Source organism: Cellulomonas sp. NPDC058312 (genome assembly GCF_042880135.1).
Taxonomy (GTDB): domain Bacteria; phylum Actinomycetota; class Actinomycetes; order Actinomycetales; family Cellulomonadaceae; genus Cellulomonas.
In genome coordinates this window covers 49,769-75,506 of record NZ_JBHVZE010000005.1, presented here as the reverse complement: position 1 = coordinate 75,506, position 25,738 = coordinate 49,769, and the positions used below count along the sequence as shown (strand labels likewise).

24 protein-coding genes and 1 pseudogene are annotated in these 25,738 nt (G+C 71.3%); 18 read left to right on the top strand and 7 right to left on the bottom strand.

Translation table 11 applies throughout. The features are described from left to right. Positions 1-21: 21 nt before the first annotated feature. From ACFVXN_RS15410 to ACFVXN_RS15400, 3 genes are all read left to right on the top strand, one after another. Positions 22-402, top strand: a complete 381-nt coding sequence (locus ACFVXN_RS15410; protein ID WP_389234277.1) for an ArsR/SmtB family transcription factor — start codon at positions 22-24, stop codon at positions 400-402. Beyond that, positions 399-2,708 carry a heavy metal translocating P-type ATPase gene (locus ACFVXN_RS15405; RefSeq protein WP_389234274.1) on the top strand — a complete coding sequence of 770 codons (2,310 nt, stop codon included), beginning with the start codon at positions 399-401 and terminating at the stop codon, positions 2,706-2,708. Before ACFVXN_RS15410 ends, ACFVXN_RS15405 begins: the two co-directional genes overlap by 4 nt. Before the next feature lie 122 nt (positions 2,709-2,830). Continuing rightward, the gene (locus ACFVXN_RS15400; RefSeq protein ID WP_389234271.1) at positions 2,831-3,250 is read left to right on the top strand and encodes an arsenate reductase ArsC; all 420 of its coding nucleotides are present in this window, start codon (positions 2,831-2,833) and stop codon (positions 3,248-3,250) included. A 751-nt stretch (positions 3,251-4,001) separates the two neighbouring features. Here ACFVXN_RS15400 and ACFVXN_RS15395 read toward each other — a convergent pair. Continuing rightward, positions 4,002-4,379, bottom strand: a complete 378-nt coding sequence (locus ACFVXN_RS15395) for a hypothetical protein (protein ID WP_389234268.1) — start codon at positions 4,377-4,379, stop codon at positions 4,002-4,004. Between the two features lie 571 nt (positions 4,380-4,950). On the opposite strand from ACFVXN_RS15395, the gene ACFVXN_RS15390 reads away from it, so the two are divergent. From ACFVXN_RS15390 to ACFVXN_RS15370, 5 genes are read left to right on the top strand one after another with little or no spacing between them, the layout of a single operon-like run. Continuing rightward, complete coding sequence (locus ACFVXN_RS15390; protein ID WP_389234265.1) at positions 4,951-5,673, top strand: hypothetical protein; 723 nt, start codon at positions 4,951-4,953, stop codon at positions 5,671-5,673. Next, entirely contained in the window at positions 5,670-7,748 is a 2,079-nt protein-coding gene (locus ACFVXN_RS15385) for a hypothetical protein (protein ID WP_389234262.1), read from the top strand. The genes ACFVXN_RS15390 and ACFVXN_RS15385 overlap by 4 nt, the downstream gene beginning before the upstream one ends. Next, positions 7,745-8,872 (top strand): AAA family ATPase, encoded by a 1,128-nt coding sequence (locus ACFVXN_RS15380; RefSeq protein WP_389234259.1) that lies wholly within the window; start codon positions 7,745-7,747, stop codon positions 8,870-8,872. Before ACFVXN_RS15385 ends, ACFVXN_RS15380 begins: the two co-directional genes overlap by 4 nt. Then, positions 8,869-10,389, top strand: coding sequence for a TniQ family protein (locus tag ACFVXN_RS15375; protein WP_389234256.1), 1,521 nt, complete (start codon positions 8,869-8,871; stop codon positions 10,387-10,389). The genes ACFVXN_RS15380 and ACFVXN_RS15375 overlap by 4 nt, the downstream gene beginning before the upstream one ends. 4 nt (positions 10,390-10,393) lie before the next feature. Next, positions 10,394-11,752, top strand: coding sequence for a TniQ family protein (locus ACFVXN_RS15370; RefSeq protein ID WP_389234253.1), 1,359 nt, complete (start codon positions 10,394-10,396; stop codon positions 11,750-11,752). Positions 11,753-12,108: 356 nt separating this feature from the next. Here the strand turns inward: ACFVXN_RS15370 and ACFVXN_RS15365 are convergent, their stop codons facing one another. Then, entirely contained in the window at positions 12,109-12,714 is a 606-nt protein-coding gene (locus ACFVXN_RS15365) for a hypothetical protein (protein WP_389234250.1), read from the bottom strand. A gap of 141 nt (positions 12,715-12,855) precedes the next feature. Beyond that, positions 12,856-12,981, bottom strand: a pseudogene (locus ACFVXN_RS15360) (integrase core domain-containing protein); the annotation flags it as partial. 336 nt (positions 12,982-13,317) lie between these two features. Here ACFVXN_RS15360 and ACFVXN_RS15355 point away from each other — a divergent pair. Beyond that, on the top strand, positions 13,318-14,016 hold the full coding sequence (locus ACFVXN_RS15355; protein WP_389234247.1) for a toll/interleukin-1 receptor domain-containing protein: 699 nt from the start codon (positions 13,318-13,320) through the stop codon (positions 14,014-14,016). An 8-nt stretch (positions 14,017-14,024) separates the two neighbouring features. After that, the gene (locus ACFVXN_RS15350; RefSeq protein ID WP_389234244.1) at positions 14,025-14,519 is read left to right on the top strand and encodes a hypothetical protein; all 495 of its coding nucleotides are present in this window, start codon (positions 14,025-14,027) and stop codon (positions 14,517-14,519) included. Positions 14,520-14,542: 23 nt separating this feature from the next. On the opposite strand, the gene ACFVXN_RS15345 is transcribed toward ACFVXN_RS15350, so the two are convergent. The 4 genes from ACFVXN_RS15345 to ACFVXN_RS15330 all read right to left on the bottom strand — a co-directional run bounded on the left by ACFVXN_RS15345 (position 14,543) and on the right by ACFVXN_RS15330 (position 18,438). Beyond that, the gene (locus tag ACFVXN_RS15345; RefSeq protein WP_389234241.1) at positions 14,543-14,989 is read right to left on the bottom strand and encodes an HIT family protein; all 447 of its coding nucleotides are present in this window, start codon (positions 14,987-14,989) and stop codon (positions 14,543-14,545) included. After that, positions 14,986-15,492 carry a TIR domain-containing protein gene (locus tag ACFVXN_RS15340; RefSeq protein ID WP_389234238.1) on the bottom strand — a complete coding sequence of 169 codons (507 nt, stop codon included), beginning with the start codon at positions 15,490-15,492 and terminating at the stop codon, positions 14,986-14,988. The genes ACFVXN_RS15345 and ACFVXN_RS15340 overlap by 4 nt, the downstream gene beginning before the upstream one ends. Before the next feature lie 383 nt (positions 15,493-15,875). Continuing rightward, positions 15,876-16,619 (bottom strand): hypothetical protein, encoded by a 744-nt coding sequence (locus ACFVXN_RS15335; protein ID WP_389234235.1) that lies wholly within the window; start codon positions 16,617-16,619, stop codon positions 15,876-15,878. 331 nt (positions 16,620-16,950) lie between these two features. After that, positions 16,951-18,438: a DUF4041 domain-containing protein gene (locus tag ACFVXN_RS15330; RefSeq protein ID WP_389234232.1), complete on the bottom strand. Its 1,488-nt coding sequence runs from the start codon at positions 18,436-18,438 to the stop codon at positions 16,951-16,953. 127 nt (positions 18,439-18,565) lie between these two features. Between ACFVXN_RS15330 and ACFVXN_RS15325 the strand changes: the two genes are divergently transcribed. The 8 genes from ACFVXN_RS15325 to ACFVXN_RS15290 all read left to right on the top strand — a co-directional run bounded on the left by ACFVXN_RS15325 (position 18,566) and on the right by ACFVXN_RS15290 (position 25,738). Next, the gene (locus ACFVXN_RS15325) at positions 18,566-18,829 is read left to right on the top strand and encodes a helix-turn-helix domain-containing protein (protein ID WP_389234843.1); all 264 of its coding nucleotides are present in this window, start codon (positions 18,566-18,568) and stop codon (positions 18,827-18,829) included. Beyond that, positions 18,826-20,061: a type II toxin-antitoxin system HipA family toxin gene (locus ACFVXN_RS15320; protein ID WP_389234229.1), complete on the top strand. Its 1,236-nt coding sequence runs from the start codon at positions 18,826-18,828 to the stop codon at positions 20,059-20,061. The genes ACFVXN_RS15325 and ACFVXN_RS15320 overlap by 4 nt, the downstream gene beginning before the upstream one ends. A 51-nt stretch (positions 20,062-20,112) precedes the next feature. Beyond that, entirely contained in the window at positions 20,113-20,706 is a 594-nt protein-coding gene (locus tag ACFVXN_RS15315; RefSeq protein ID WP_389234226.1) for a pyridoxamine 5'-phosphate oxidase family protein, read from the top strand. Between the two features lie 47 nt (positions 20,707-20,753). Further along, positions 20,754-21,329, top strand: a complete 576-nt coding sequence (locus ACFVXN_RS15310; RefSeq protein WP_389234223.1) for a dienelactone hydrolase family protein — start codon at positions 20,754-20,756, stop codon at positions 21,327-21,329. Positions 21,330-21,456: 127 nt separating this feature from the next. Then, the gene (locus ACFVXN_RS15305; RefSeq protein WP_389234220.1) at positions 21,457-22,089 is read left to right on the top strand and encodes an FtsX-like permease family protein; all 633 of its coding nucleotides are present in this window, start codon (positions 21,457-21,459) and stop codon (positions 22,087-22,089) included. A 17-nt stretch (positions 22,090-22,106) separates the two neighbouring features. Then, entirely contained in the window at positions 22,107-23,756 is a 1,650-nt protein-coding gene (locus ACFVXN_RS15300) for an ABC-F family ATP-binding cassette domain-containing protein (RefSeq protein ID WP_389234217.1), read from the top strand. 78 nt (positions 23,757-23,834) lie between these two features. Then, positions 23,835-25,073: a sensor histidine kinase gene (locus tag ACFVXN_RS15295; protein ID WP_389234214.1), complete on the top strand. Its 1,239-nt coding sequence runs from the start codon at positions 23,835-23,837 to the stop codon at positions 25,071-25,073. Beyond that, the gene (locus tag ACFVXN_RS15290) at positions 25,070-25,738 is read left to right on the top strand and encodes a response regulator (protein ID WP_389234211.1); all 669 of its coding nucleotides are present in this window, start codon (positions 25,070-25,072) and stop codon (positions 25,736-25,738) included. Before ACFVXN_RS15295 ends, ACFVXN_RS15290 begins: the two co-directional genes overlap by 4 nt.

Below are 25,738 nucleotides of genomic sequence, written 5' to 3'. Positions count from 1 at the left end.
CATGTGCCTTAGCAGCTACGCATGAGCGAAGATACGAGGCGCTGCACGTTCGACGCTGAGTCGGCGTACGTCGACCTGGCGGCCGAGGTGTTCTCGCTGCTCGCCGACGCCACGCGGATCCGGATCATCCTGGCGCTGCGCGACGGGGAGATGTCGGTGAACCACCTGGCCGACATCGTGGAGAAGTCGCCCACCGCGGTCTCCCAGCACCTGGCGAAGCTCCGCTGGGGCAAGATCGTGCGCGCCCGGCAGGACGGCAATCGGGTGTTCTACTCGCTGATCGACGAGCACGCCCGGCAGCTGGTCGCCGACGCGGTGTTCCAGGCGCAGCACGTCGTCGAGGACGCCCCGGCCCAGCACCGTGACCACCCCTCGCCCACGGCGACCGGGTCGCTGCGGTGAGCGCCGCGACCCTGGCCCCCGTCCCGCTGCGGGACGGCGGCCGCGAGCTGACCCGACCGCCGTCGCTGTGGCGCACCGGCGCCCGGCTGCCCGAGGTCCGCTGGGCCGCCGCCGCGCTCGCCCTGTTCCTGACCGGCTGGGCACTGCAGATCGCGGGCGCGCCGTCGTGGACCTGGTGGGCCGCCTACCTCACCTGCTACGCCGCCGGCGGCTGGGAGCCCGCGCTCGCCGGCCTTCAGGCGCTGCGGGACAAGACGCTCGACGTCGACCTGCTCATGATCGTCGCCGCGATCGCCGCGGCATCGATCGGCCAGGTCTTCGACGGCGCCCTGCTCATCGTCATCTTCGCGACCTCGGGCTCGCTCGAGGCGATCGTCACCCAGCGCACCGCCGACTCCGTCGCCGCCCTGCTCAACCTCGCGCCCGAGCAGGCGACCGTCCTCACACCGGACGGGGAGGAAGTCGTGGCGGTCTCCGACCTGGCGGTCGGCCAGGTCGTCCTCGTCCGCCCCGGCGAGATCGGCGCGGACGGCACCAGCGAGGTCGACCAGCAGGCCATCACCGGAGAGTCGGTCCCGGTGGTCCGCTCGGCCGGTGACACGGTGCTGTCCGGGACGGTCAACGGCACCGGGTCGCTGCAGATCCGGGTCGACAAGCCGGCCTCGGAGTCCGTGGTCGCCCGGATCGTCTCACTTACCGAGGAGGCGTCCGCCACCAAGGCCCGCAGCCAGCTGTTCATCGAGAAGGTCGAGCAGCGGTACTCCCTCGGCGTCGTCGTCGCCACCCTCGTGGTGTTCGGCCTGCCGCTGGCGCTCGGCGCGACGTTCGACTCCGCGCTGCTGCGCGCGATCACGTTCATGATCGTCGCCTCGCCCTGTGCGGTCGTGCTGTCGACCATGCCGCCGCTGCTCGCAGCCATCGCCAACGCCGGCCGGCACGGCGTGCTCGTGAAGTCCGCGACCGTGATGGAGACGATCGGGCGGACCGACGTCGTCGCGTTCGACAAGACCGGCACCCTCACCGAGGGTGCGCCGGTCGTGCACGAGGTCACCGTCGACGCCGGGGCGGGGATGACGCCCGACGCCGTGCTGGCGCTGGCCGCGGCCGTCGAGCAGTACTCCGAGCACCCGCTCGGTCGCGCGATCGTCCGCGAGGCCCGGGACCGGGGCGTCGGCGTCGCCGAGGCGCGCGACTTCCGGGCCGTGCCCGGCCGCGGCGTCGTCGGCGTGGTCGACGGCATCCCGGTGGCCGTCGAGCGCGGCGCCGAGCCCGCGACCGTCGGCACCGTCGTGGCCGTCCTCGCCGGCGGGCGCGAGGTCGGCGCCATCACCCTCCTGGACCGGCTGCGCCCGGACGCTCCGGCGGCCGTGGCCGCGCTGGCGGCGGAGACCGGCGCGCAGGTGCACCTGCTCACCGGCGACAACCAGCGCACCGCCGACGACGTCGCCGCACGCACCGGCATCGACGTCGTGCACGCCGAGCTGCTTCCCGAGGACAAGTCCCGGATCGTCGGGGAGCTCCAGGACGACGGTCGGCACGTGCTCCTGGTCGGCGACGGCGTGAACGACGCCCCCGCACTCGCCCGGGCCGGCACCGGCATCGCCATGGGCCGGCACGGCTCCGACGTCGCACTGGACACCGCCGACGCGATCGTCGTCCGCGACGAGCTCGCGGCCATCCCGAACCTCGTCAGGATGTCGCGCAAGGCCCATCGCTACGTCGTCGCCAACCTCACGATCGCCGCGACGTTCATCACCGTGCTCGTCGCCTGGGACCTCATCGGGAGCCTGCCGCTCCCTCTCGCCGTGGCGGGCCACGAGGGCTCGACCGTCATCGTCGCGCTCAACGGGCTGCGCCTGCTGCGCGACCGCGCCTGGACGCGCCGACGTGCCCCCAAGGCGTACAAGCGTCTGCGCCGCGACCGGGGCGGCCCGGCCGCCGAGCCGACCGTCGTCGTCTGCCGGGGCGGCGACTGCGGTAGCCGCGCGAAGCATCCCGAGGTCGACCACCAGGCGCAGCTGCGGGCGGTCCGTGACGGCGTCGAAGGTGCGCGCGTCGTCGTCAGCTCCTGCCTGGACGCCTGCGCCCGGTCCAATGTCGTCGTCGTCGTGCCTGGCGCGAAGGGCCGCGCGGACGCCGCCGAACCGGTGTGGCTCGGGGAGGTGCTGCTTCCGGCGACGGTCGCGGACCTCGTCACCTGGGTGAACGAGGGTGGGCCAGGAGTCGCCGACCCACCGGTGCTGGTCGAGATCGGCTCGTTCTCGCCGACGAGGCAGAATCGGCACGAGCTCGAGGAGTGGCGGTAGGAACTCGACACCGCGCAAGCCCCGGACCGCGGCGGACGTGCGACGACTGCGTCGCGACCGCCGCGCACGGCCCGTGCCCACCAACCGCGCCCTGCAGACCACTGACTTCCGTGGAGACCGAGATGACCGAGAACACGCCGTCCGCCCTGTTCGTGTGCGTGCACAACGCCGGTCGCTCCCAGATGGCCGCCGGCTACCTGCGGGCGCTGTCCGGCGGCGCCGTCGAGGTCCGCTCGGCCGGGTCGATGCCCGCCGAGCAGATCAACCCGGTCGCCGTGGAGGCGATGCTCGAGGAGGGCATCGACATCCGCGCCGAGCGACCGAAGGTGCTGACCACCGACGCGGTCAAGGCGTCCGACGTCGTCATCACCATGGGCTGCGGCGACGCCTGCCCGATCTTCCCCGGCAAGCGGTACGAGGACTGGGCCCTGGCCGACCCGGCCGGGCAGGGCATCGAGTCGGTCCGCCCGATTCGAGACGAGATCCGCGGCCGCATCCTGACCCTGCTGTCCGAGCTTGGAGTCGAGCCCGTCACCGCCTGACCCGCGATCGCTCGCGAGGCCCCCCGCCTGGGGTGCGGCCCTCATCCATGAGCGGCTCAGGCCGGGCAGCAGGCCGACTTCGCGGTTGGGCCGGCGCCGGTGAGCGGCGCCCGCACCCGGTCGGCGAGCACGGCCAGGGGCGGCGCGCACGCACGACGCAGTTCGAGCTCGCGGGCCAGCTTGTGAGGACGGCGTCGGCATGGCCGGGCGTGTACGTATCAGCGCGGCTTGCCGCGATCTGTCATCACTGATACTCCGGTGCGACGACGTCTGCGCCGCCCCGCGGGCGGCCGAACTCGCGTCCGGCGGGTGGCTCCGCGCCGAGATCGCTCCGCGGGACTGGCCGTCCGGAGGTTCGCGCCGAGGGGTGCTCCCGCGGTCGCCTCGACTCCACGTTGGTGGACATGCTCGATCGGTAGCCACACAGCGCCCGTCATCAGCCTTAGATCGGCGATGCCGCACCCTGACCACCGTCCGGGTCCACTCGAGGGCGACGGTGTCGAGCACCTCCACCCCGGTGGCCCACCGCAAGGTCACCATCACGGGAACCGGCCGGTCGACGTCGTGGTGCACGCCGGCTGGGACGGGGCGCTGGTTCAGGAGGGACACGGCGGCGCGCACCCGGGACATGCCCCCAGGTACGGACTGAGGCAGGTTCACCGTGGGAGTGGCCCGTCTGGTACTGACAACGCCAGACCGCCTCAGCCCGAGGTTCGCGTCTGGCGTCCATGGGCGAGGTCGAGCACGCCGATCAGGTGTCGATGGCGATGCTGCTGGACTGCCCGATCGCGGTGATCGGCCCCTGCACCCACACCTGGTAGCGGTTCAGCAGTCGCAGCGGCTGCGGAGGACCGACCAGGTCGAGGACGTACTCGTGCCGGTCGCCCAGCCGAAGCACGCCGTGGTCACCGACGTCCACGGACGTCACGGTGACCAGATGGTGCTCGGTCGGGGTCGGGTTGTCGCGGCTGTTCCACCGGATGAGAACGTGCGCATCGAGGTCGACCCAGCAGGTGCGTCCACTGGAGGAGGTGATCGCCCAGAGCCCGGTCGACGTGTGGATGTCGAGGCGGTCGACACCGGTCGGGCGCTCAAACGTGCTCCGCGGGTCGTCTCCATCGCCCTCCATGTGGTGAGCCTGCCCGCGCCGACACCCGGAGGCAAGGGCTCGCCGCGTGAAGGCTTTGACGATCCCGACAAGTGGCAGTGCGTCGGATCGCCGGCTTCGCGGTCCGCCGGCGGCGACCGCCGAGGGGGTCGCTCAACGGCTGGTCGGGACGGGCCACCGTCTAGACATGGGGGTATACCAACCAGAGACCGCCAAGCGGAGCTGCGGGGACAGTCCGGGCGTCTGCGACCGGCCGGCGTACGCTCGATCACCCGCGAGCGCGTCTCGTGCAGAACCTACAACTTCAGAGAGAACCCCCGCGGCGGATGAGGCCGACGGGGGTCTCCCCGGGGTCGCTGGAACGGCCCCGCTACCACGTCATCCAACCAGGGGAAGGACGGGTGCTTCGATCATGCCAGCGCAGCGCAACGCTAGGCGAGGACGGCACCTCAAGCGTGTCGGTCCCGACGGGCAGTACAGGCGGCCGAACTGGCCGGCCTTCCGCGCCGGACGCGGCGCACGGTTCCTCGCACCGATCGAGCGCGGCCTCCCGCCGGACCCCTCGCTCGCGGCCGCCGACGACAGCGGCCCGGTGGTGACGCAGCTGTCCATCTCCGTGATCGTCCGCGGCCGGGAGATGTCGCTGAGCCCCGAGGAGATCGACGCGCTCGACCTGTACGACCTCGAGGAGGTGGCGCGTCCCGCCAGCTACTTCGACATGCCCAACATGGTCGGCAAGTTCCCGGTGCTGACTCACCGCGGCTACACGCACGTGTGGTTCGAGTCGAACCTCGAGTCCGACCACTACCAGGAGCTCGTCTGGGCGGGCATCGACGAGCTGAACGCCCAGTGCATGGAGTTCCACGCCGAGTTCAGCGACCACACCACGAAGACCCGCCGACCCGACGCGGTGGTCCGGCGCGGCGGGCGGACGGTCGTCATCGACATCACCAACGAGGCCGCGCTCGACGACGAGAAGGCCGCCTCGTACGACTTCGCCGCGGACGTCTGCGCCGCGGTCGGCTGGGGCTACGCGGTCGGGACCGACGTGACCCTGAGCAAGGTGCGGCGGGCGAACCTCGGCTTCCTGACCCAGGCGGAGGACCTCGACATCGAGCCTCTGGGTGAGGAGGCGCCGTGGGACTTCGGTGAGCTCGCTGACGCGTACGGCAGCGGCGGCGACGGTCGCCTGCTGGCTCTCGCTGCGCTGTGGCGGAAGCACTACTGGATCGACATGGAGGTGCCCCTCGAGGACACCAGCGTGCTCGTCCCCGATGCGCCCGGGCCCGTGCTGTTCCCCTGGAGGTTGCCGTGAATGCCGTCCTCGCCCCCACGCAGACCGTCCAGAAGGGGGCCACGGTCGTCGTGCTCGGCCAGTCGATCACCCTCTTCGACTTCGATCCCACACCGAAGGGCATGTACATCTGGGTCACCGTCGACGGGCGCCGGAAGCACTGGACGTGGAAGAAGTTCCTCGCCAAGCTCGCCGAGACGACGGACTACGCCGGGCAGTTCTCCTCCTTCGAGGACGAGCTGACCCCACTGCTCGGCCTGCTGCCTGACGAGGAGCGGTCGCGTGTCATCCAGCGGGTGCGGGACCTGATGGAGCTGCTTCACGGGGACCCGTTCGGCACCTTCGCCGGCCCGCATCCTGAGCACGCGATCCGCCCCGACTACGACCTCGAGGCCCACCCCGACCTGGTGGAGAGGATCCACAGCAAGACGACGGAGCTGCGGGCGCGCGGGGAGACTGGGGTCGAGAAGTCCACGCTCTACGCCGAGTACAACCACCTGTTCAAGGAGGGCGGAGACGGGGTCCTCGCGCTGGTCCGCGCGAAGTACCGGAAGCGCCTCAGTCCGATCCTCGACATGCCGCGGGACATCGTGGTGATCGCGCGCCGTGTCGCGGTGGACCTGGCTAGGCGTGAGTCGGGCACTGTCTCGATCAAGGACCAGGTCGCTGACACCGCCGTCGAGCTCGACCTCGCCGGCTTCACGCTGCCGAAGGCAAAGATGCGCGACCTCATCGACATCGTGAGCGTCGGGCTCCACCTGCGGCGCCCGGGCAAGCAGCGCAAGAACGTCGAGTCGCGCCCCGTCGGTCACGTCTACGGGTCGTTGCGGGCGCTGTACCCCGGCCACATCGTCGAGCTCGACAGCACTCCGCTGAATCTGGTCTGCCGGATCGCCGACGGGCTGACCCGTACCTACCTCGACCTGCTCACAGCGATCGACAAGTACTCCCGAGCCGTCTTCGCGATCCGCCTCGTCGAAAAGCCTCACACGGCCATCGACGTCAACCTCTTGCTGTACGACATGCTCGGCGCGGATTTCATCCGGTCCACGTGGAGGTCGAACGACTCCCACCTGTGGATCGGTCTTCCCGATGAGATCCACGTCCCGGACGACGGGTCCGTGAAGTTCGGGATGAAGATCAAGTCCGTGGTCGTGGACCTCGGCTCGCAGTTCAACAACACCACGACTCTCGCGGTTCTCGCTCTCCACGGCATCAAGGTGTTCTTCACCCCGCCGAGAAGGGGTCCGGCGAAGGGCATGGTGGAGTCTTTCCAGGCGCACTACTCGCGGCTGGTTCAAGGGCTGCCCGGCGACAAGGGGCGCTCTCCCGACAACAGCGGATCCGACTCCAAGAAGCGGGTCCTCCCGACGATCGACCACGTCGAGCAGATGCTGTGGGAGTTCATCTCGGTCGTTTACAACCGCCACAAGCACCGTAAATTGTTGGATCCTGAGGCGCGCAAGCAGAAGATCAGTCCGATCGACATGATGATCCAGCACGTACGCACGTTCGGGAAGATCCACGTCCCTCTGCGTCAGGACTTCCGGATCGCGTTCTTGAAGGAGGGTGACGCCGAGCTCGAACCTGAAGGATTCCAGGTCGGCAACGGCGTCATCTACGTCGCGGACGAGCTCGACGAGCTGCGACAGCTGAGGGACAACCTGCCGCGGCTTCTGATCCGGTACGACCCCCGCGACTACACCCGCGCCTACTTCTGGCACTGGACGCGCTGCGCGTGGATCCTGGCGCGGGACTACGAAACCTTCAAGGGCTATGTCCAGCCGGGGAAGGAGACGGTCCGTCGCGCTGCCGGCGACGAAGAGGTGCCGCGGGTTGTCCAGTCCGAGCGGGAGGAGACCTTGGCCCTCGGCTGGGCCCGCAAGAACTTTAAGACGAGGGTTGTCAAGGATCACCAGGCGCTGCTCGGCAAGATGGCGTCCGACAAGCGGGCTGGCGCCGGGCGCCCCCTCCACAGCGCTTCGGCGGCGACGCCCGTCCTGCCGCCTCCACCGCCGGTCGAGTTCGAGGACGTACCCGGGGTGGTCCCCGCCGGCGAAGTCGACGCCTACGTGCCGAAGAAGGTGCACTGGTGAGCGGCGTCGCGTTGCTGGGGCCGACCCCGGAGCTGGCGTTCGACGAGCCGGTCTCGCTGAGCGGGTACACCGACACTCGGAGCCCGCTGAGCCCTCTGCTGGTGGACGCGCCGGTCTCGCGGAGCGACTACACGGACATCGACAAGTGGCCGGGGCTGATCGACGTGATGGGGAAGAGCCTTGTCGACGCCGCGCACCCGGTGCACGCGGCGCGGTGCTTGGCACACGGGTCGACGGACCCCGTGGTCGCGCGTGCGTGCTCGCTGCGGGGGGTGGTGACCGAGACCGACCTGACCGAGTTCGTCTCCGACGTCATCGACATCGCGGTGGCACTCAACCAGAACAGTCCGAACGAGGTCGTCACGGTCATCCTCGAGGGCTGCTCGCACATCGGGAAGTCGATCGCGGGTCAGAAGGCGATCTTGCTTCTCACCAAGGGCGTGTGGGGCGGGTCGACGCCGCCGGCGGCGGGGCTCGGTGAGAGCAGGCACCACTCGATTCCGTGCTTCTACGTCGAGGCGGGCGCCACCGTGGGGCCGGTCAGCCTCCTGGTGGAGATCTGCCGGTTCGGTTACATCCCCGCAGACGAGAAGACCCGCCCGGGGACGCTGATGCGCCGCCTGCGTGAGAACTTCCGCCGGATGGGCACGGTCGTCGTGGTGATCGACGACGCGCACTGCCTCGCCGCGGCCAAGGACGGCAAGATGGCGAACCAGCTCAAGCACATGATCACGGGCCTTCCGGTCACGTTCGTGTTCATCGGGATGGACATGTCGGAGAGCGCCCTGCTCAGCACGCAGTACGACCACGGCTACCAGTCGTCCCGCCAGATCGAGGAGAGGCGCCTGCGCATCCCCGCGGAAGAGCTCGCCGTCTACGCCAAGAGCGACCCGGCGTGGCCCTGGTCGCTCCAGGCGGTGGCGTCGCAGGTGCACCTGCTCGACGGCAGCGAGGCGGCCAACGTGTTCACGAGCAAGACCAACTGCGACGCGATTCACGGCGTCACGGGAGGCAAGCTGGGCGCGGCGAACAAGCTCATCCGCGTCGCGGGCCAGCTCGCGCTCGCGACGCCGCACTGGTCGTTCAACCAGGCGCTGACCTGCGCGAGCCGGTTGGTCTCGTGACCCGCCGCAGCGACGAGCAGCTGGTGCTGCCGTACTCGCCTGACCCGCGGGCATGGGAGCCGCTCGGCATGTACCTCATGCGCTGCGCGGTCTACGTCGGTCTGGGTGTCGGTGAGCTGCTCGCATGGCTCGGTCTCCCGGCGAGGCGCGATCGCCCGACTGCGCGGGGAACGACGTTCGGGGTGAGCAAGGACGTGCTCGTGTCTGTGGCGAGGGCGTTCTCGCGGGACCTCGAAGCGGTGCGGGACATGACGTACGACCGCTACCAGGGGGAGCTGTTCGACCAGGCCAACCTCCAGCGGTACGGGTTGCCGCCGCGGGCGATCACGGCCGGCTGCTTCGCCTGTCTGCGCGACGGGCTGTGGGACCTGAGGTGGGCTTCCACTCTGGTCACGGTCTGTCTCCGGCACCTGACCTACCTCGAGTGGCGGTGCCCGGAGTGCGGCATGCCCTTCGGGCCCGCCTGCCTGCTCGCGCTGGAAGCCGACGAGCCGTTCGTCGCGCATGGCCCTGTCGAGGTCGGGTGCTTGGGGCCGTCGGAACCTGCCACGCGCGCCGACCCGGTCGACATCCACGCCAGCACGATCGCCTCCCGGCTCCTGGCTGACGCGGTCGATGACGACGATGCCGCCCGCCGCGTCCACCACGCGCTGAGACTCGTCAGGGTCCTGCGCGACGCCGACCACTGGCCCAAGTCGGCGCGCGGCGTCGGCTCGAAGGCGGTGGAGCTGCACCGGCTGGACGTCCGCACCGCCATCGAGGCGGGCGCACTCGCCCCGGAGCAGGCGGCTGAGCTGCCGCACGTCCGCCACGCAGTCGCGGTCTACGCACGGAGGCCGTCGGCGCCGACCGTGTTGCCGCCAGCGGAGCGCTGGTCGGACCCGGATCCGGTCGCCGAGGCGCTCGACATCGCGTACGCGAACGAGCTCGCCGTCCGCCGGCCGGTCGTCGTGCCGGCTCCCGGAGCGCGCGGCCCCCTCGACGTGTTCCCGGCTGTGGTGCCTCCCGAGCTGGTCTCTGCGCGGTTCGCTCGCCTGTTCGACGGGGGCGCCGGAGAGGACGAGCGCGTCCTGCTCGCCGTGGCTGTTGTGCAGTCGAGCGGGTCGGGGCGCTGGATCGACCGGGCAGCGCAGCTCGGGCTGTCCGAGCGCGTCGCAGCCCGCGCGTACGCACTCGCTCAGGAGCTCGACGCAGCAGGAGCCGGCGGCGTCTTCTGGGCCGAGGTCAGCGACGTGCGGGATGCGCTGACCGGTCTCCAGGTGCCCTTCCGCGCCCGCCTCGAAGCCTTGGAGCGCCTGGACCGCCCCACCCGGGCGGCCGTTGAAGCCCTCGCCGCGCAGGCGCAGGTCGTACCCCAGGTGGCCTGTGAGTGGCTCGTCGAGCATTGGGCGTGTCACCCCCTCCGGCTGCTCCAGAGCGCGTTGGGCACGCGATCGCCACGGCCGCGAGTGCCTGAGCTCGAACGCCGATTCGGGACAGCGCCCTGGCGACGCGACCTGCTCGACGCGGTGCGGTGACCCGGTGCTGGCCGTGGTCGTGTCACCGGATGACGGCGAGTCCCTCGCCGGACTGCTCGCCCGCACCGCCCGCTACATGGGGATGAGCACCCCGGACCTGGTCCGACACCTGCGACTGCTCAGCCCATCTGGGCGGCCTCACAACCTGCACCTTCCGGTCGACCCGACGGTGCGGCAGTGGGTCCTGAAGGTGCTCGAGATGGACGATACCCAGCTCGACCAGCTCAGCCTCGCCCGGTTCTCACCGTTCGGCCGCGTGCCTCCAGGGACGCCGGTGAACGCGGCGGCGCTGCGCCTGCAGCGGCAGTACTGGTGGCGCTTTGGCGGTGATGGATTCTGCCCGGCCTGTCTGGAGCAGCGGCAGCGCTGGTGGCTGAAGTGGCAGCACCCGTGGGCGTTCGCGTGCACGATCCACGGCGTCCTGCTGGAGCAGGAGTGCGGGTCGTGCGGTGCGCCGTCCTCTCTGATCGGTGACGCGGAGACGACCGATCTGCGCTGCTCCTGCGGCGCGGCGTGGGCTGCAGCGCCGACGGTCATGGCGACCCCCGAAGCGGTGAAGGCCCAGGCGGTCCTCGACCGGGTCGTCGAGTCGCGCCGCATCCGGGTGTTCGGTCGCCGGCGCTCCAGTCTGGACGCGCTTGGGGCTTGGCGTGCGACCGCGGCTCTGTTCGCGGGGACCGAGGCCGTCCCGCGGTGGGCGCTGCGTCCGTGGCTGACGCCGCCCGACCCGGCGATCGCCGGTGCTGCCATGGCCGCAGCGCTGCCGGTGGTCAGGTCCCCTTCCCCGGAGCGCGGCGCCGATGCGCTCCGAGCGGCGTTCGAGGACGAGGTCCTCACGAACCTGATCCGCGACCGGCTGCCGGTCTCGTCGGCGATCGACCCGGTCCTCGCTGCGTGGCAGACGTCGCGTTCCCGCGTCGCTACCCGTCTAGATCGCGTCAAGGAGCAGAACGCGGACCTCCCGGCGGCAGGAGCGCGGTCTCTTCCGACCTTGGCGCCGCTCAACATCCTGCCGCCGGAGTGGCGGTTCGCCGGCGCGCCACACGTCCTCCTGCGCCGGTGCGCCGTGTCCCTCGCTGCCGCCCGCCTCTCGGGGGCGGCTACGTGGCCGGAGGCGGGTGTGTTGGTCGGGGTCAGCGCGCGATACGCCCCCCGGGTGACGCGGTACGTGGTCGAGAGGTCGACCGGAGAGGCGCCGCGCATCCTGTCCCAGGCGGCGTCCGATCTCTTGCGCCGGGCCGAGCGCCGCGACTTCTCTTCCGCGGTGGCCTCGCCGGTGATCGACTCCTTCGCGGGGCTCGTTGCCTTCGCGTCGTGTGCTGATGCCGCCGCCCCGCCGCGGGTGCGCGATGCAACGGCTTGATCGCGACTGCCGACGCTTGAACTGGCTCAAGAGCCGCGTCCCCGCCTCTTTCTCGCAGCGCTAGCAATCCATATTGTCGTGCAAATCCCGCCGATACGCGTGTGCGTCGATCAGCTTCACGCCTGAACAGTGCTAGCGACCTGTCGCATAAACCCAGCATCGAAGCGAACGTCCAGACCGGAGCTCTTCTCGGCGTAACAGCGTGTTTCTCTGGAAGGTGAGTACAAGGGTGAGGTGCAACCGCCGTCGACCGAACCGGAGTCATCGAAGCGGTGAATGATTGCGGCCGCAGGCTGGGTCGCGGGCCCAACGAGGGTCCGTCGCGCGCCGAACCGCGCGCGTCGCCTTGAGTTAGTTCACGTGGTCCGCTCTTTGGCGGACCAGTGCCGCGGGTCGTCCCGGCCGACCCCGAGAGTCGCACTGACTTCGCGCAAACCGTGAGCGTCCCGGGCGACGGTGACGCTGATGACGTCCTCCCAGCCGACGGTTTCGATCAACGACGCGAGCGTGTCGATCTCGACCCGGTACAGGACCTTGCGACGCTCCCGGTCGGACGCGAAGAAGATGCCCTTGAGTCCGGTGAGCCTCTCGGTGTTGTCGTCCCAGGTCCAGGCTGGCTCGAAGATGTAGCTGTGCACGATCTGATGGCACAGCTCCAGCGTCGAGAGGCTCGCGTTGCGCGGCCCATTGAGGTCGAACACCTCAGACAGCTCGGAACGCGTCATGAAGTCGGGCGGCGCGCCGACGGGTGCGAACGCCGATACCCGCCAGGAGCGACGACGGAGCTCGTCTGACACCTTGAATGACTCGATCAGCTTTCTCACCGTGTACGCGGCGACCATGACGTCGCTTTCCAGCAGGAAGGCCGACTGGTCGGACCAGCGGGTCTGTTTTGACCGTCGTCGCAACGTAGCGGCGGTCTTGATGAGCTTGCTCTTCCACGGGCCGGACTCGGCAATCACATCGGTATCGTGCACGGTGACACCCGCCGCAGTCACGTGCCGTTCCGGGCGCGACGAGCTCAGAGGCTCGCGGAGGCAGCGGCGGACCCGGCTGTCCGGGGTGCCGGCCGCACCGTGACGCGCCCTAGCTGTACTGAGCCATCACGTTGGTGACAGTCGGCTGGTCGGTGGGAGCCCGCCGAGGGCGGTGTGGCGTCGTCGACTGTTGTAGTACTCGAGCCAGGGGTCCAGGGCAGCGGTGCGCTCGGAGTTGCTGGCAAGAACCCGCCCGGCTGAGTACACCTAGCCGGTACGAGGGATAGAGCGAGCCCCACTGCGCGCTTGGCCCACTTCGACGTGCGGGAAGGTGGACCTTGGTGAGACCTGGAGTGCTAGCGGCGAGCAGCCAGATGGTCGTGAGCGGGTGCGGACCGCGTTCTCGGCCTCGCCGATGTAGGTGCGTCGGGCGCGGGCAGTGTGGGCCAGCTGCTCCCTGGGATCCGTGGTTCGAGTAGTCTCGGTCGCGCTCGAACCGCGACCCTCGCTCGGCGCGCGCCGCACAACCGGGCAACGCCGACGAGCGACGCGGTGAACGCGTGCGCTGCGGCCGCGACGAGCCCGGCGGTGCGGGTCTTGCCCAGCGCGAGCGCGTTGATGACCGAATCCCGCGCCTACCTGGCCTGCGCGGCGATCACACGCGAAGATGCCGAGCGGAATGTGCCACCTCCCGGCGCGACGACTGGTTCAATGTGCGAGGCGAGAGGGGTAGCGATGGTGTACTTCCAAGAGGACGAGCTCCTGCAGCGAGCTGGAGGACTCACCGCTGCAGCGGCTCAGGAGTCTTTGAGGGCGGCGTCCAAGCAGTCCGGCTCCTTTGATGTTTTCCTCAGTCACAGCGTGCGCGACGCCCGGCTGGTCCTCGGAGTGCGCAGGCTCCTCGAGGCGCAGGGCTTATCTGTGTATGTCGACTGGATCGACGACCCGCAACTTGATCGCGGCAGCGTTTCACCGTCGACGGCGGCGCGGCTTCGCGTGCGCATGGGCAGTTCCCGAACAATGGTCTACGCGACGTCACGTGCCGCCCAGAGCTCGCGGTGGATGCCATGGGAACTCGGTTACTTCGACGGGTTCCACGGCCCGCAGCGCGTGTCGATTCTTCCCATAGAGGGCCCGACGACCGGTAGCTTCGCCGGACAGGAGTACCTTGGCTTGTACAGCGTGGTTGACCGGGTCGTCGGCCCGTATGGCGCTGAGCCGTCGGTCGTGCTGCACGAGTCAAGCAACCGCCAGTCGTTCAGGTCGTTCGCCGGACGCACGAGGTAGAGCTTCTAGTGAGCGGCACGCCAGACGGTTCCGACGAGCGCGCGGTGGACCGGGCTGATCATCACAAGCATATGGACTATGTCCAGGACGTGATCGGACGCCTCGCGAACAACTCCTTCGTCATGAAGGGGTGGGCGTTGACCCTGTGTGCCGCGATTCTGGGACTGGCCGCGTCGCGGGACCAAGCGGCTTTGGCGTTCGCTGCGCTTGTGCCCGCCGCAGCATTCTGGGTCCTCGACACCTACTTCCTGCGCCAGGAGCGGGCGTTCCGGGCGATGTTCCGTGACGTTGCCGCGAAACGGGTCGCTCAGTTCAAGATGAACCCGCGTCCGTATGCCCAGCGAGAACCTTGGTGGCCCGCCATGTTCTCCTTGTCGCTCTTGGGTTTCTACGGGGCGATCGTTGTCCTGACGGTCGTCGTCGGGGTGCTTCTCGCGGCCCCGACGGTCTCTGATTCCCAGATTCCGACACCGGATCCGTCGTTCTCAACGACATCGACGTGACGCAGCGGCGCCGCGCGCGACCTTCAGCGGGGACTGACGCGATCGAATGCGGTGCGGAGCGCGTCTGCTGAGCGGTCGAGCTCGTCCCGCGACCAAGCGGCGTCCGGTGGCCACAGTCTGGGCATCCGGTCGCCGTCGGTACGTGGGACCAGGTGAACATGCAGGTGAAAGACCGTCTGCCCGGCAGCGGCTCCGTTGGACTGGACCACGTTGAGCCCGTCGAATCCCGTGGCCGCGCGGACGGCGTGGGCGGCCGATCGGACGGCGTCGGCGAGTGCTCGAGCATTCGTAGGGTCCAGTTCCCAGATATCGCGCACGTGCGTTCTGGGTACCACCAGCGTGTGGCCGAGAACCGCCGGCACGTCCGGCAGGAAAGACAATGCAGCAGCGTCCTTCCAGACTATGCGCGCCGGCTCCTCACCCTTTGCGATGCGGCAGAACGGGCACCCTGCGTCGGTCGCGGTTGTCATGGTCGCTTATACCCATTGGTCGCCCACGACGAGATGTTCGCGGCGATCGCCCTGTGAATGTCGGTGCTCGCGGGGCGCAGCAGTCCGGTGTACGAGGCGGGGTCGAACACCGGGACGTGGGCCGCGTAGGTCCGAGTGGAGCCGGGCAGGCGGAACTGGGCGAACGGGTTGGGTCCTGGCGTGTCGGTGTGCCCGGTCGAGTCCTTCAAGCCGTGTATGAGGATTCCGAGAAGGGGCTTGCGAACGGACCACGCACGTTGGATCTCGTACTGGACCCACTCCCTGGACGCGGTCTCGTGCCCAATCATCACGATGACGGCCTGCTTGTAATTCATCTCCTGGTCGATCCACGCCTTTATGGCGGCCTTGCCCTGGCGCTTCACTGCTTCCCATCGTTGTGCGGGAAGGATCTCCTGGCCGTCGAGCGCGCCCATGTTGAGGATCTCTTGCACACGCCAGCTGTCGCGCTGGTAGTGAAAGCTGACGAAAGACGACCGGGCCATGCTGTCCTCCTGAAACGCCGTCGTTGCGGGGATGTGCGGGGCTGCGACCTCTGAGAAGCGTAGACGCGGAACGCGCTCGATGTGCCGACTCTCGAGTACGACCGTCCCGCGGGCGGCCTTCTCCTCTCGGTGCTGGTCGACCCCCGGGAGGCGCAGGACTCTGGCACCCAGCAGTCGTGCGACGGCCCAAACAGCACTGGAGCACGTAGCCCGGTCCCCGAGCAGCGGCGAGCGCTTCCTCGCGCCTACGCGGCGGCTCCCTCGAAAGCACAAGCGTTCTCGGTCTGTGCCGGACAACTCTCTTGCTCGGCCCGTGCCGACCCGTAGGTGCGCACGCCTACAGCACGCGGCGGAGCCTGTGTGTAGGAGCAGGCCCACGCTGGCTACTCGCGCAGGGCGTCGTCGTCCTCGAGGTCGGCGGTCGTTCGTGCCCGCAGCCACGGGTCCCCGGCGATGTCGTTCTCCTCAAGGTAGGTCCTGGCCGCCAGTGGGTTGGACGGGTCCTCTGGGGTGGTGCGCCAGAAGGTCATAGTGTTGACGAGCCTGCCCCATCGGATCCGAGCGGGCGACATGCGCGTCCCGGCCAGCCACGGGCGGAACGACCGAGCGTCGCGCAGGATCTGGTCCTGTGCGCGGCGGCGCGTCGTGGGCGAGATGATCCGGTTGTCCTCCGCAGCCGGAAAGACCTCCCCGTTCGCGAGGGCGACCTCGGTCAGGTCGGCGCGGAACGCCGGGTCGCTGTTCCAGCGAGCGATCGTGTGGCTTACCTCGATCGACAGATCGAGCCGAGGCTCACCGGTCGTCGTCACCGGCTCGCCGTCGTTCTCCTCCTCGAAGTCCCAGTCCATGTACCGGTAGACCAGCAGCAAGAGCGCCTGCGCGCCTGGGCCCATCGCGTCCGCGAAGTAGCTGACGTCCCTGAACCTGAGCAGCACCCGGTCACCGATGGCGAGCAGGTGCGTAAACTCACGCGTCGCGGACGACCGGCGCTCCCGAGCAGACTCCGCTCGGTCGGCGCGCCACAACCCGATCGCGATCCAGGCCGGAACGGCCGCTGCCAGAACCGTCACGACAAGGGTCAACCAGTCGAACCAGCTGGTCTGGTCTACTCCCGCCACTGTCGTCACGGCCCGACGTTAGCTGCCTGGCACCCATGACGACGTGTGAACGTGCGAGTTGACCACCACCGAGGCGTTGGCGTAGGCGACCAGAGATCCCGCTCTGAGGTACACGCCGTCCCTGACTCCGTCATCGGGTGGCGGGGCCCGAGCGCGAGCGTCACGGGGCGAGGACGGGCGGTTCGCGCTGGCTTCCGCGATCGGCGATGCGAGTCGATCCCGAGCGAGGGGAGACACCCGGGCACTCATTCCAGAAGAACGAGCGGCAGCCGTTCCAGACGACAGCGAACCCGCAGGTACCGCTCCAGAAAATCCAGGCTGCTGGCAGTGGTGTAGCCCGTCAGGGGCCGGTTCTGGCCCGGGCCGGTACCTCGGACGGCGCTGGGGGGGCCGGAGTCTGTCCGCGCAGGGCCTGCGAGGCTCGGAACTCCGGGGCGTCGGCGTCCGTGCGGTACTCGATGACGGCGATCTTGTGCTCGCGGAGCGCGTCGAGGACCTGACCGGGAGTCGCGTAGAAGAACTCGCGACGCAGGTTGATCCGGTTGACCCGCTGGTCGGCGAAGTGTCGGTGCAGCATCGCCTCGATGCCGTACGCGTCCTCCGAGAAGAACAGGGCGTGCACGTCGAAGTTGAACGGGACGGACGCGTCCGACAGCTCCTTCACCCGGTCCATCGGGTCCAGGCGGCGGGTCATGCCGATCTTGACGACGTGCTCGCCCATGGACCCCTGGTTCGAGATCACGTAGACGTAGCCCGCGCGGACGTTCGCGGCCCGGTAGTCGACGTCGGCGATGGAGCGGTCGATCTCGGCGAGCTTCGCACGCAGCTCCGCAGCCCCCTGCTCATCACCTCGCGCCTCGAGCGCGGCGAGGGCGTTGGCGTAGTGGTCGCGTTCCTTGTCCAGCTTCTCGCGTTCGCGCCGCAGCTCGTCCTCGGCGCGCTTCGCCTCACGCAGCTCCTCCCGGTGGGCGCGCTCGGCTTCCTTCACCGCCTGGACCGCGGCGAGGTGCCGGACGGCGAGCTCGAGCTCACGCATTCGCAGCCGGTGGTACTCGCCGGTGATCGCCAGGGCGATCATCCTGCCGTTCTTCGCGACCCGCTCGGCGGACTTCTCCAGACGTGCCTGCGCCGTGGACAGCCCGCCGGCACGTGCGGTCTTGATGGCGTTCTCCGCCTCGGCGTTGTACGCCGCGAGCAGCATCTTCGACATGTCGTTGACGAACGCCCGGCCCTTGGCGGCCGAGCTGTTGAACATGAAGTTCGGCGCGGCGGTCGTCGCACGCTTCGCGGTCAGGCAGTTCTTGATCTGCACGCGGACCGCGGACAGCTCGGCCGCGAGGTGCGCGGAGTCCTCGGCCGGGTGCGGGAAGTCGTACAGCCCGAACTCGGTGACGTCGAGCCCGTTGCGGACGTCGATGCTCTGCGCCCGCAACGCTGCGAGCTCCTGGCGTGCTGCCGCGACCTGCGCGGCGACGGCGTCCAGCTCGTCGCGGGCGGCGGTGGCCTGCAGGTGGATCTGTGCGAGGTCGAGTGCACCGGTCTGCTGCAACGTGCGGCGCAGCTCGTCGTTCTCGCGGGCGAGGTCCTTCGCCGCGGAGCGCGCTCCGAACAGCCCGATCTTGCGCGGTCCCGACTCGACGTCGGGCGCGGCCCGCTCGGGGTGGAGCGTCTGCGAGGGGACCGGCGGCACGGCACCGGGTGCCGCGGCGGGTGCGGTCGCCTGCTCCTGGACCGGGCGGAGGTGCTCGGTCCATCGCTGCCCGTCCCACCAGCGGACCACGGCCGGGTTGTGCGGGTCGGGGTACCAGTTCGGGGGCGTCGTGGTCACGGACGCAACGTAGTGGGCGGCGCGCGACGCGTGAGGCGGTGTGCGCTCCAGGGGGTGATCGAATCATGAGTGATTCATCGGCCCTCCAGCGAGAATCTGAATCAGATACGATGCAACGGTGCTCACGATGCCGCTTGAATCAGATGTGACGCGACGGTTCTACCGCGCTCGCTCGCTCCCCGCCCTCGCGGCGGCGCTCCGGGGCGCCCGCGCCAGCAAGGGCTACACCCAGGGCGACCTCGCAGCCACCATCGGCTCGTCGCGCCCGACCGTCTCCCGCATGGAGCGGGGCAACCCGGCGACCACCGACACGCTCCTGGACGCCCTGGCCGCGTGCGGCTACGAGCTGGTGGTCGTGCCCCGCGGGTCGACGATCACCGTGACCTCGTGAACCAGCTGCTGCACGTGTGGCTGCGTGGGGAGCACCTCGCGGAGCTCGAGCAGCTGCGCAACGGCAGGCTGCGGCTGCGCTACGACGCCGCGGCCCTGGACACCTACGGCATCGGTGCGCGTCCGCTCTCGCTGTCCCTGCCGTTGACCGACAAGCGCGTCCAGGGCGACCACCTCGAGCGGTTCCTCGACAACCTGCTGCCGGAGGGTGGTGTGCGCGGCTCACTCGAACGTGAGCACGGGATCCGACCGGGCGACACCTTCGGGCTGCTCGCCCGGATCGGGCGCGAGTGCGCCGGCGCGATCCAGCTGACCGGCGAGGAGGACTCGCCCACGGGCGGCCGCCTCGTGCCGCTCGACGGAGCCGACGTCGACCGCATCGTGTCGAACCTGCCGACCCTCGACCCCCCGGAGGGCGAGGTCGTCAGCGCGTCCCTCGGCGGCATCCAGTCGAAGGTGCTGCTCACCCGCACCCAGGACGGCTGGGCCTGGCCGGCCGACGGCGCGGCGTCGACGCACATCATCAAACCCGAGCCGGTGACGGACGTCGGCCCGGCCGACCTGATCCGGTGGGAGGACTGGGCACTCCGTCTGGCTCGGGCGGCCGGGCTCCCCGCGGCGCGCACCGAGCTCGCGGACTTCGACGGGCGGCTGGCGCTGGTCGTGGAGCGATTCGACCGCATGGAGGGCCGTCGGACACACCAGGAGGACTTCACGCAGGCCCTGGGGATCGCCTCGCGGGACAAGTACGAGTCCGGCACCCGGGACGGTCGGTTGCGGGCGGTCGCGCGCGCGGCCGGCTCCGAGGCCCTCGACCCGACCGCGTTCGTCGCGGACCTGGTCGCACAGGTGGCGTTCAACCTCGTGGTCGGCAACGGCGACGCCCACTCCAAGAACTACTCCCTCGGCATCGACGAGACCGCGACGTTCTCGCTGACCCCGCTCTACGACGTCGCCCCCGTCTACCTGCTCAACGCGATCTACCAGAACTTCGGGCACAGCGTCGACGGCACGAGCCGGCTCCGGTACCTGTCCGCAGGCCATCTCGTGCGGGAGGCGACGACCTGGGGCGTCGACCGCACCGTCGTGAGCCGGGTCGTCGCAGGAGTCGCCGCGCGTGTGCGCGACGCGCTGGGCGAGGTCACGGCGGCCGGGATCGACACGGGACCGGTGGCGGAGGTGATCGACGGGCGAGCGCGAGCGGCCCTGGATGCCGCAGACGTCATCGGCTGAGCTGCCGCTCCCGAGGACGCGGCACGTGGCGCACCCGGGCATGCTGGACGCATGACGACCGCGCAGTCGACCGGTCCCGGCGTGCCCGCGACGCTCGCGGCCACGTGGCGGACCCTGACGGAGGCGACCTCCCGCCGCACCGGCTCGACCCTCGCGGCCCTCGCCACGGTCGACCCGACCGGCGCCCCGCAGGTGCGGTCGGTGATCCTGCGGGCGTGCGACCCGGACCGGGGCACGGTCGCGTTCGCCACGGACGTCCGCTCCGCGAAGGTGCACGAGCTGCGGGTGGAGCCGCGGGTCGCGGTGACGGTCTACGACGACGCCACCGGCGTGCAGCTGCGGCTGGCGGGACGGGCCACGGTCGCGACCGATCCCGAGGAGCGGCGCCGCCGGTGGGCCGGGTTCGGCGCGCACACCCGCCGCGCGTACGCGTCCCCGACGCCCCCTGGCACGCCGCTCGCGCCGGACGCGACAACGACGGCCGCGCGCGTCGATGAACCCGACGACGCCTGGTTCGACCGGTTCGCCTGGGTCGAGGTGCGCGTCGACGCCGTCGACCGGCTCGACGTCTCCGCCGACCCGCAGGAGCGGGTGCTGCTCACGCGGGACGGTGACGCGTGGACGGGCGGGCCGGTCACCCCGTGAGCGCGCTGCGGCGGGCCGGCTGCGAGCGCCCCGCGTAGCCTCGGCGGATGGTCGACGTCGTCCTGTTCCACCACTCCGGCGGGCTCACCCCGGACGTGCACGCGTTCGCCGACCTGCTGCGGGTCACCGGCCGCACGGTGCACACGCCGGACCTGTTCGACGGGGCGACGTTCGCCGACGTCGCCGACGGGGTGGCGCACGTCGAGGCGCTCGGCGAGGCGGTGTTCGCGCGGCGCGCGGCCGAGGCGGTCGAGGACCTGCCCGTCGACGTCGTCTACGGCGGGGTGTCGTTCGGTGCGGCCCGGGCCGCCGAGCAGGTGCTCGCACGACCCGGCGCGCGCGGGGCCTTCTTCCTCTCCGGTGCCGTCGCGCCGTCGTGGTGGGGCGCGACCTGGCCCCCGGGCGTGCCGGCGCAGGCGCACGTCGCCGACGGCGACCCGTGGCGCGAGGTCGACGCCGAGCAGGAGTTCAGCACGGACGTCCCCGGTGCCGAGCTGTTCGTGTACCCGGCGACCGGGCACCTCTTCGCCGAGCCCGGGCACCCGGACCACGAGCCCGCCGCCGCGGCGGTCGCGACGCAGCGGGTGCTGGCGTTCCTCGCGGCGCTGGACGCCGTCGGCTGACGGGGCGGGTCACCACCTACCCAGGTCCGGGGCGGCGGGTGCGCGCCCCGGGTGAGTGGTCCTCGACGGGCTAGGACTGTGCTGCGCCCTCGAACGCCCGGGGGACCGCGCACCGAGAGGATCCGACGTGAGACACCACCTCGCCGCGCCGGCGCTGGTCGCCCTCGTGGTCGCCGGGTGCGCACCGAGCCCGACGACCCCGGCGCCGGACGCGTCGTGGTCCGAGCCGGGTTGGATGGCGGAGCAGGCGCAGCGCGCCGAGCAGTTCGTCGTCCGGCTCCAGGCCTGCATGGACGGGCGGGGGTGGCAGCTGACGGTGGACGAGTCGGCCGGGTTCGCGGAGCCGTTCGCGTCCCAGGCAGAGGCCGAGCGCGCCGGTGCGGACCGGGACGCGTGCCTGGTGGAGCAGGGGATCGACACGTCCTTCGTCTCCGAGCCGCTGACCGCGGAGACGCTGACGACCGCGGCCGGGGTCGCCGGACGCCGACGCGACCTGGGTCGGCAGCGCGCGCTCGGGGCGTCGCGCAGCGCGATCGTCGCGCTCGTCGTGCTGCAGAGCGCCGTGGCCGGGGCAGCCGGTGCGGTCGCAGGGACGGCGGCCGGCACGCTCCTGGTGCTCCAGACGTCGGGGCGGGTGCTGCCGTGGGGGTTCGCGGCGGGGGTGGTGGTGCTCAGCGGCGTGGTCGGGGTCGTGGGCGCGGTGCCGTCCGCCGTGCTCGCCGCCCGTCGTGACCCGGTGCGGATCCTGCGCGTGCCGTGACCCGCGACAATGGCCCCATGAGCGCCACCGTGCAGGCCAGGGGAGTCGGGGCCGGCTTCGGCGACCGTGAGCTGTTCGCGGGGGTGGACCTCGTGGTCGCCCCCGGGGACGTCGTGGGGCTCGTCGGCCCGAACGGCGCCGGCAAGTCCACGCTGCTGCGGATCCTCGCGGGGCACCGCGCGCCGGACGCGGGGTCGGTCGCGGTGTCCCCGCAGGACGCCCGGCTCGGGTACCTCGCGCAGGAGATCGAGCGGCGCGCGGACGAGTCGGTGCGCGAGCACCTGGAGCGGCGGACCGGTGTCGGGCCCGCGCAGGTGGCGATGGACGCGGCGGCAGACAGGATGGCCGCGGGCGAGCCGGGCGCGGACGACGCGTTCGGTGACGCGCTGGAGCGGTGGATGGGCCTGGGCGGCGGGGACCTGGACTCCCGGACCGGGTCCGTGCTCGCGGACCTCGGGCTGGACGTCGACCTGGACCTGCCGATGACGGCGCTGTCCGGCGGGCAGGCCGCCCGGGTCGGGCTCGCGGCGCTGCTGCTGTCCCGGTACGACCTGTACCTGCTGGACGAGCCGACGAACGACCTCGACCTCGACGGGCTCGCGCGGCTCGAGGAGTTCGTCGACCGGGTGGACGCCCCGGTGGTCGTGGTCAGCCACGACCGGGAGTTCCTCAGCCGCACGGTGACCTCGGTCGTGGAGATCGACCGGAGCCTGCAGCGGGTCGCGGTGTACGGCGGCTCGTACGACGCGTACCTGGAGGAGCGGTCGACCGCCCGCCGCCAGGCCCGGGAGGCCTACGAGGACTACGCCGCCCGCCGCGACGCGCTGTCGGCGCGTGCCCGGATGCAGCGCGCGTGGATGGACAAGGGCGTGAAGAACGCCCGGCGGAAGTCGACGGACAAGGACAAGATCGGCCGCAAGTTCCGCGCGGACTCCTCGGAGAAGCAGGCAGCGAAGGCCCGGCAGACGGAGCGGCTGATCGAGCGCCTGGACGTCGTCGACGAGCCCCGCAAGGAGTGGCAGCTGCAGATGACCATCGCCGCGGCGCCCCGGTCCGGGACGGTCGTCGCGGCGGCCCGGGCGGCGACGGTCCGTCGGGGCGCGTTCGTGCTCGGGCCCGTCGACCTGCAGCTGGACTGGCAGGACCGGGTCGCGATCACCGGACCCAACGGCGCCGGGAAGACGACGCTGCTCGGGCTGCTGCTGGGCCGGCTCGCGCCGGACGACGGCCGGGTCGACCTCGGCTCCGGCGTGCTCGTCGGGGAGGTCGACCAGGCGCGCGCGGCGTTCGAGGGCGACGCCCCGCTCGCCGACGCGTTCTCCCGCGTCGTGCCGGACTGGACGACGGCGGACGTGCGGACCCTGCTGGCGAAGTTCGGGCTCGGCGGGCACCACGTCGCCCGCCCGGCGTCGTCGCTGTCGCCGGGCGAGCGCACCCGGGCCGCGCTGGCGCTGCTCCAGGCCCGCGGGGTCAACCTGCTGGTGCTCGACGAGCCGACGAACCACCTCGACCTGCCGGCCATCGAGCAGCTGGAGCAGGCGCTCGAGGCGTTCGACGGGACCGTGCTGCTGGTGACCCACGACCGCCGGATGCTCGACAGCGTCCGGCTGACCCGGCGGTGGCACGTCGAGGACGGCCAGGTCGCGGAGGTCGAGGCCGACGGCTGACGGGTCCGCCCCCCGGCGGAGGGGGAACCGGCCGCACGGCGGTGGCCCGGCCGGTCGTGCCCGCGCGACGATCGGGACATGACGACCGCCTCCGCCGCCGAGCCGGCGCGCACCCGTGCCCCCGGCTGGCTCGGCGCCGCCCTGGCTGCCGCCGTCGTGGGTCTGTTCCTGCTCGCCACGCCGCCCGAGGTGCTGCCCGTGGGCCTGCCCGGGCAGGGACTGCCCCTGCTGTGGGTCTCGGGTGCGGCCTGCGTCGGTGCGGTCGTGCTCGCGCACCGGCACCCGGCGGTCGCGACGGGTGTAGGGCTCCTGCCGCTGGCCGGCGAGCCGTGGACAGGGCTGTTCGTCTGGGGCTGGCTGCTCGGGCTGATCGCGGTGATGGCGGTGGCGGCCGCCCGCAGCTGGCGGGCCGCGCTCCCGGCGTGGGGCGCCTCGGTCGCCGTCGCCGCCTGGTACTGCGGCTCGGGGGTGCGGGCGGTGCTGCCGATCGGTCTGGTCGACGCCGGGTCGACGTCCGGAGGGCGGATCCTCGTCCTGGGGTTGTACGTCCTGTGGATCACCGGCGTGCTCGCCGCCGTCGCGGCGCTGGGAGCGGTCGGGCGCACCGGCGGGGTGCAGCGCGCGGCCGCGGCGCAGGAGCGGCACGCCCTGGAGGTGGCGAGCGTGGCGCAGGAACGGGCGCGCATGGCCCGGGACCTGCACGACGTCGTCGCGCACCACGTGTCGCTGATCGCGGTCCGCGCGGAGAGCGCGCCCTACCAGCACCCGGACCTGGACCCGGCCGCGCGCGAGGTGCTGGCGGCGGTCGCCGAGGACGCCCGGCAGGCGATCGGCGAGCTGCGGCACGCGCTCAGCGTCCTGCGACGCACCGAGGTCGACGACGGGACCGACGCCAGGGGTGCGCGGCGACCGCAGCCCGGTGCCGCGGACGTGGGGGCGCTGCTCACCGAGGCGCGCGGCGCGGGGCAGCGGGTCGAGGTCACCGACCCGACCGGCGACGCCGGTGGCGACGACATCTGGGGCGGGATCGCCGCGGCGCAGGGGTACGTGCTCTACCGCGCGCTCCAGGAGGGTCTGACGAACGCGCGACGGCACGCGCCCGGAGCGACCGTCGACGTGACACGGACCCGCGCGCACGGCAGGGTCGGCTTCGTGATGGGCAACCCGTGGGCGGGCGTGACCCCGTCCGGTCCGCCGGGTCGCGGGCTGATCGGGATGCGGGAGCGGGTCGACGCCGTCGGCGGCGCCCTGACCAGCGGGGTCGAGGCCGGCCGGTTCGTCCTCCGGGTCGACCTGCCCGACGGGGTCGACGCGTGACGCGGGTCGTGGTCGCGGACGACCAGGCGGTGGTGCGGGCGGGCTTCGCCGCGATCCTCGACTCCGCTCCGGACCTGGACGTGGTGGGCGCGGCCGGAGACGGCCGCGAGCTGGTCGCCCTGGTCGCGGAGCACGCGCCGGACGTCGCGGTCGTGGACGTGCGGATGCCCGTGCTGGACGGCATCGCCGCCACCCGCCACCTCGCCCTGCACCATCCCGCGACCCGGGTGCTGGTCCTGACGACGTTCGACCTCGACGAGCACGTGCACGACGCGCTGCGTGCCGGGGCGTCCGGGTTCCTGCTGAAGGACGTGCCCGCCGCGCGGCTGGTCGAGGCGGTGCGGCTGGTCGCCGAGGGGTCGATGCTGCTGGGTCCGACGGTCACGCGTCGCCTGGTCGCGGACTTCGCCGCGCGACCGGGCGACCCGGCGGCCGCCGCACGGCTCGCGGTGCTGACCCCGCGCGAGCGGGAGGTGGTCGCGGTGGTCGCGCGCGGCCTGTCCAACGCGGAGATCGCGAGCGAGCTGTTCGTCGGCGAGGCCACGGTCAAGTCGCACGTGTCGGAGGCGCTGCGCAAGCTCGGGTGCCGCGACCGGGTGCAGCTGGTCGTCGCCGCCTACGAGGGCGGGCTGGTCGGACCGGGCGAGCGGACCACCGCGGGCTGA

Excerpts from the sequence above, each read along its gene's own strand:
- ACFVXN_RS15410 (WP_389234277.1), top strand. The coding sequence starts at position 22 with ATGAGCGAAGATACGAGGCGCTGCACGTTCGACGCTGAGTCGGCGTAC.
- ACFVXN_RS15400 (WP_389234271.1), top strand. The coding sequence starts at position 2,831 with ATGACCGAGAACACGCCGTCCGCCCTGTTCGTGTGCGTGCACAACGCC.
- ACFVXN_RS15395 (WP_389234268.1), bottom strand. The coding sequence starts at position 4,379 with ATGGAGGGCGATGGAGACGACCCGCGGAGCACGTTTGAGCGCCCGACC.
- ACFVXN_RS15345 (WP_389234241.1), bottom strand. The coding sequence starts at position 14,989 with ATGACAACCGCGACCGACGCAGGGTGCCCGTTCTGCCGCATCGCAAAG.
- ACFVXN_RS15340 (WP_389234238.1), bottom strand. The coding sequence starts at position 15,492 with ATGGCCCGGTCGTCTTTCGTCAGCTTTCACTACCAGCGCGACAGCTGG.
- ACFVXN_RS15325 (WP_389234843.1), top strand. The coding sequence starts at position 18,566 with ATGCCGCTTGAATCAGATGTGACGCGACGGTTCTACCGCGCTCGCTCG.
- ACFVXN_RS15315 (WP_389234226.1), top strand. The coding sequence starts at position 20,113 with ATGACGACCGCGCAGTCGACCGGTCCCGGCGTGCCCGCGACGCTCGCG.
- ACFVXN_RS15310 (WP_389234223.1), top strand. The coding sequence starts at position 20,754 with ATGGTCGACGTCGTCCTGTTCCACCACTCCGGCGGGCTCACCCCGGAC.
- ACFVXN_RS15300 (WP_389234217.1), top strand. The coding sequence starts at position 22,107 with ATGAGCGCCACCGTGCAGGCCAGGGGAGTCGGGGCCGGCTTCGGCGAC.
- ACFVXN_RS15295 (WP_389234214.1), top strand. The coding sequence starts at position 23,835 with ATGACGACCGCCTCCGCCGCCGAGCCGGCGCGCACCCGTGCCCCCGGC.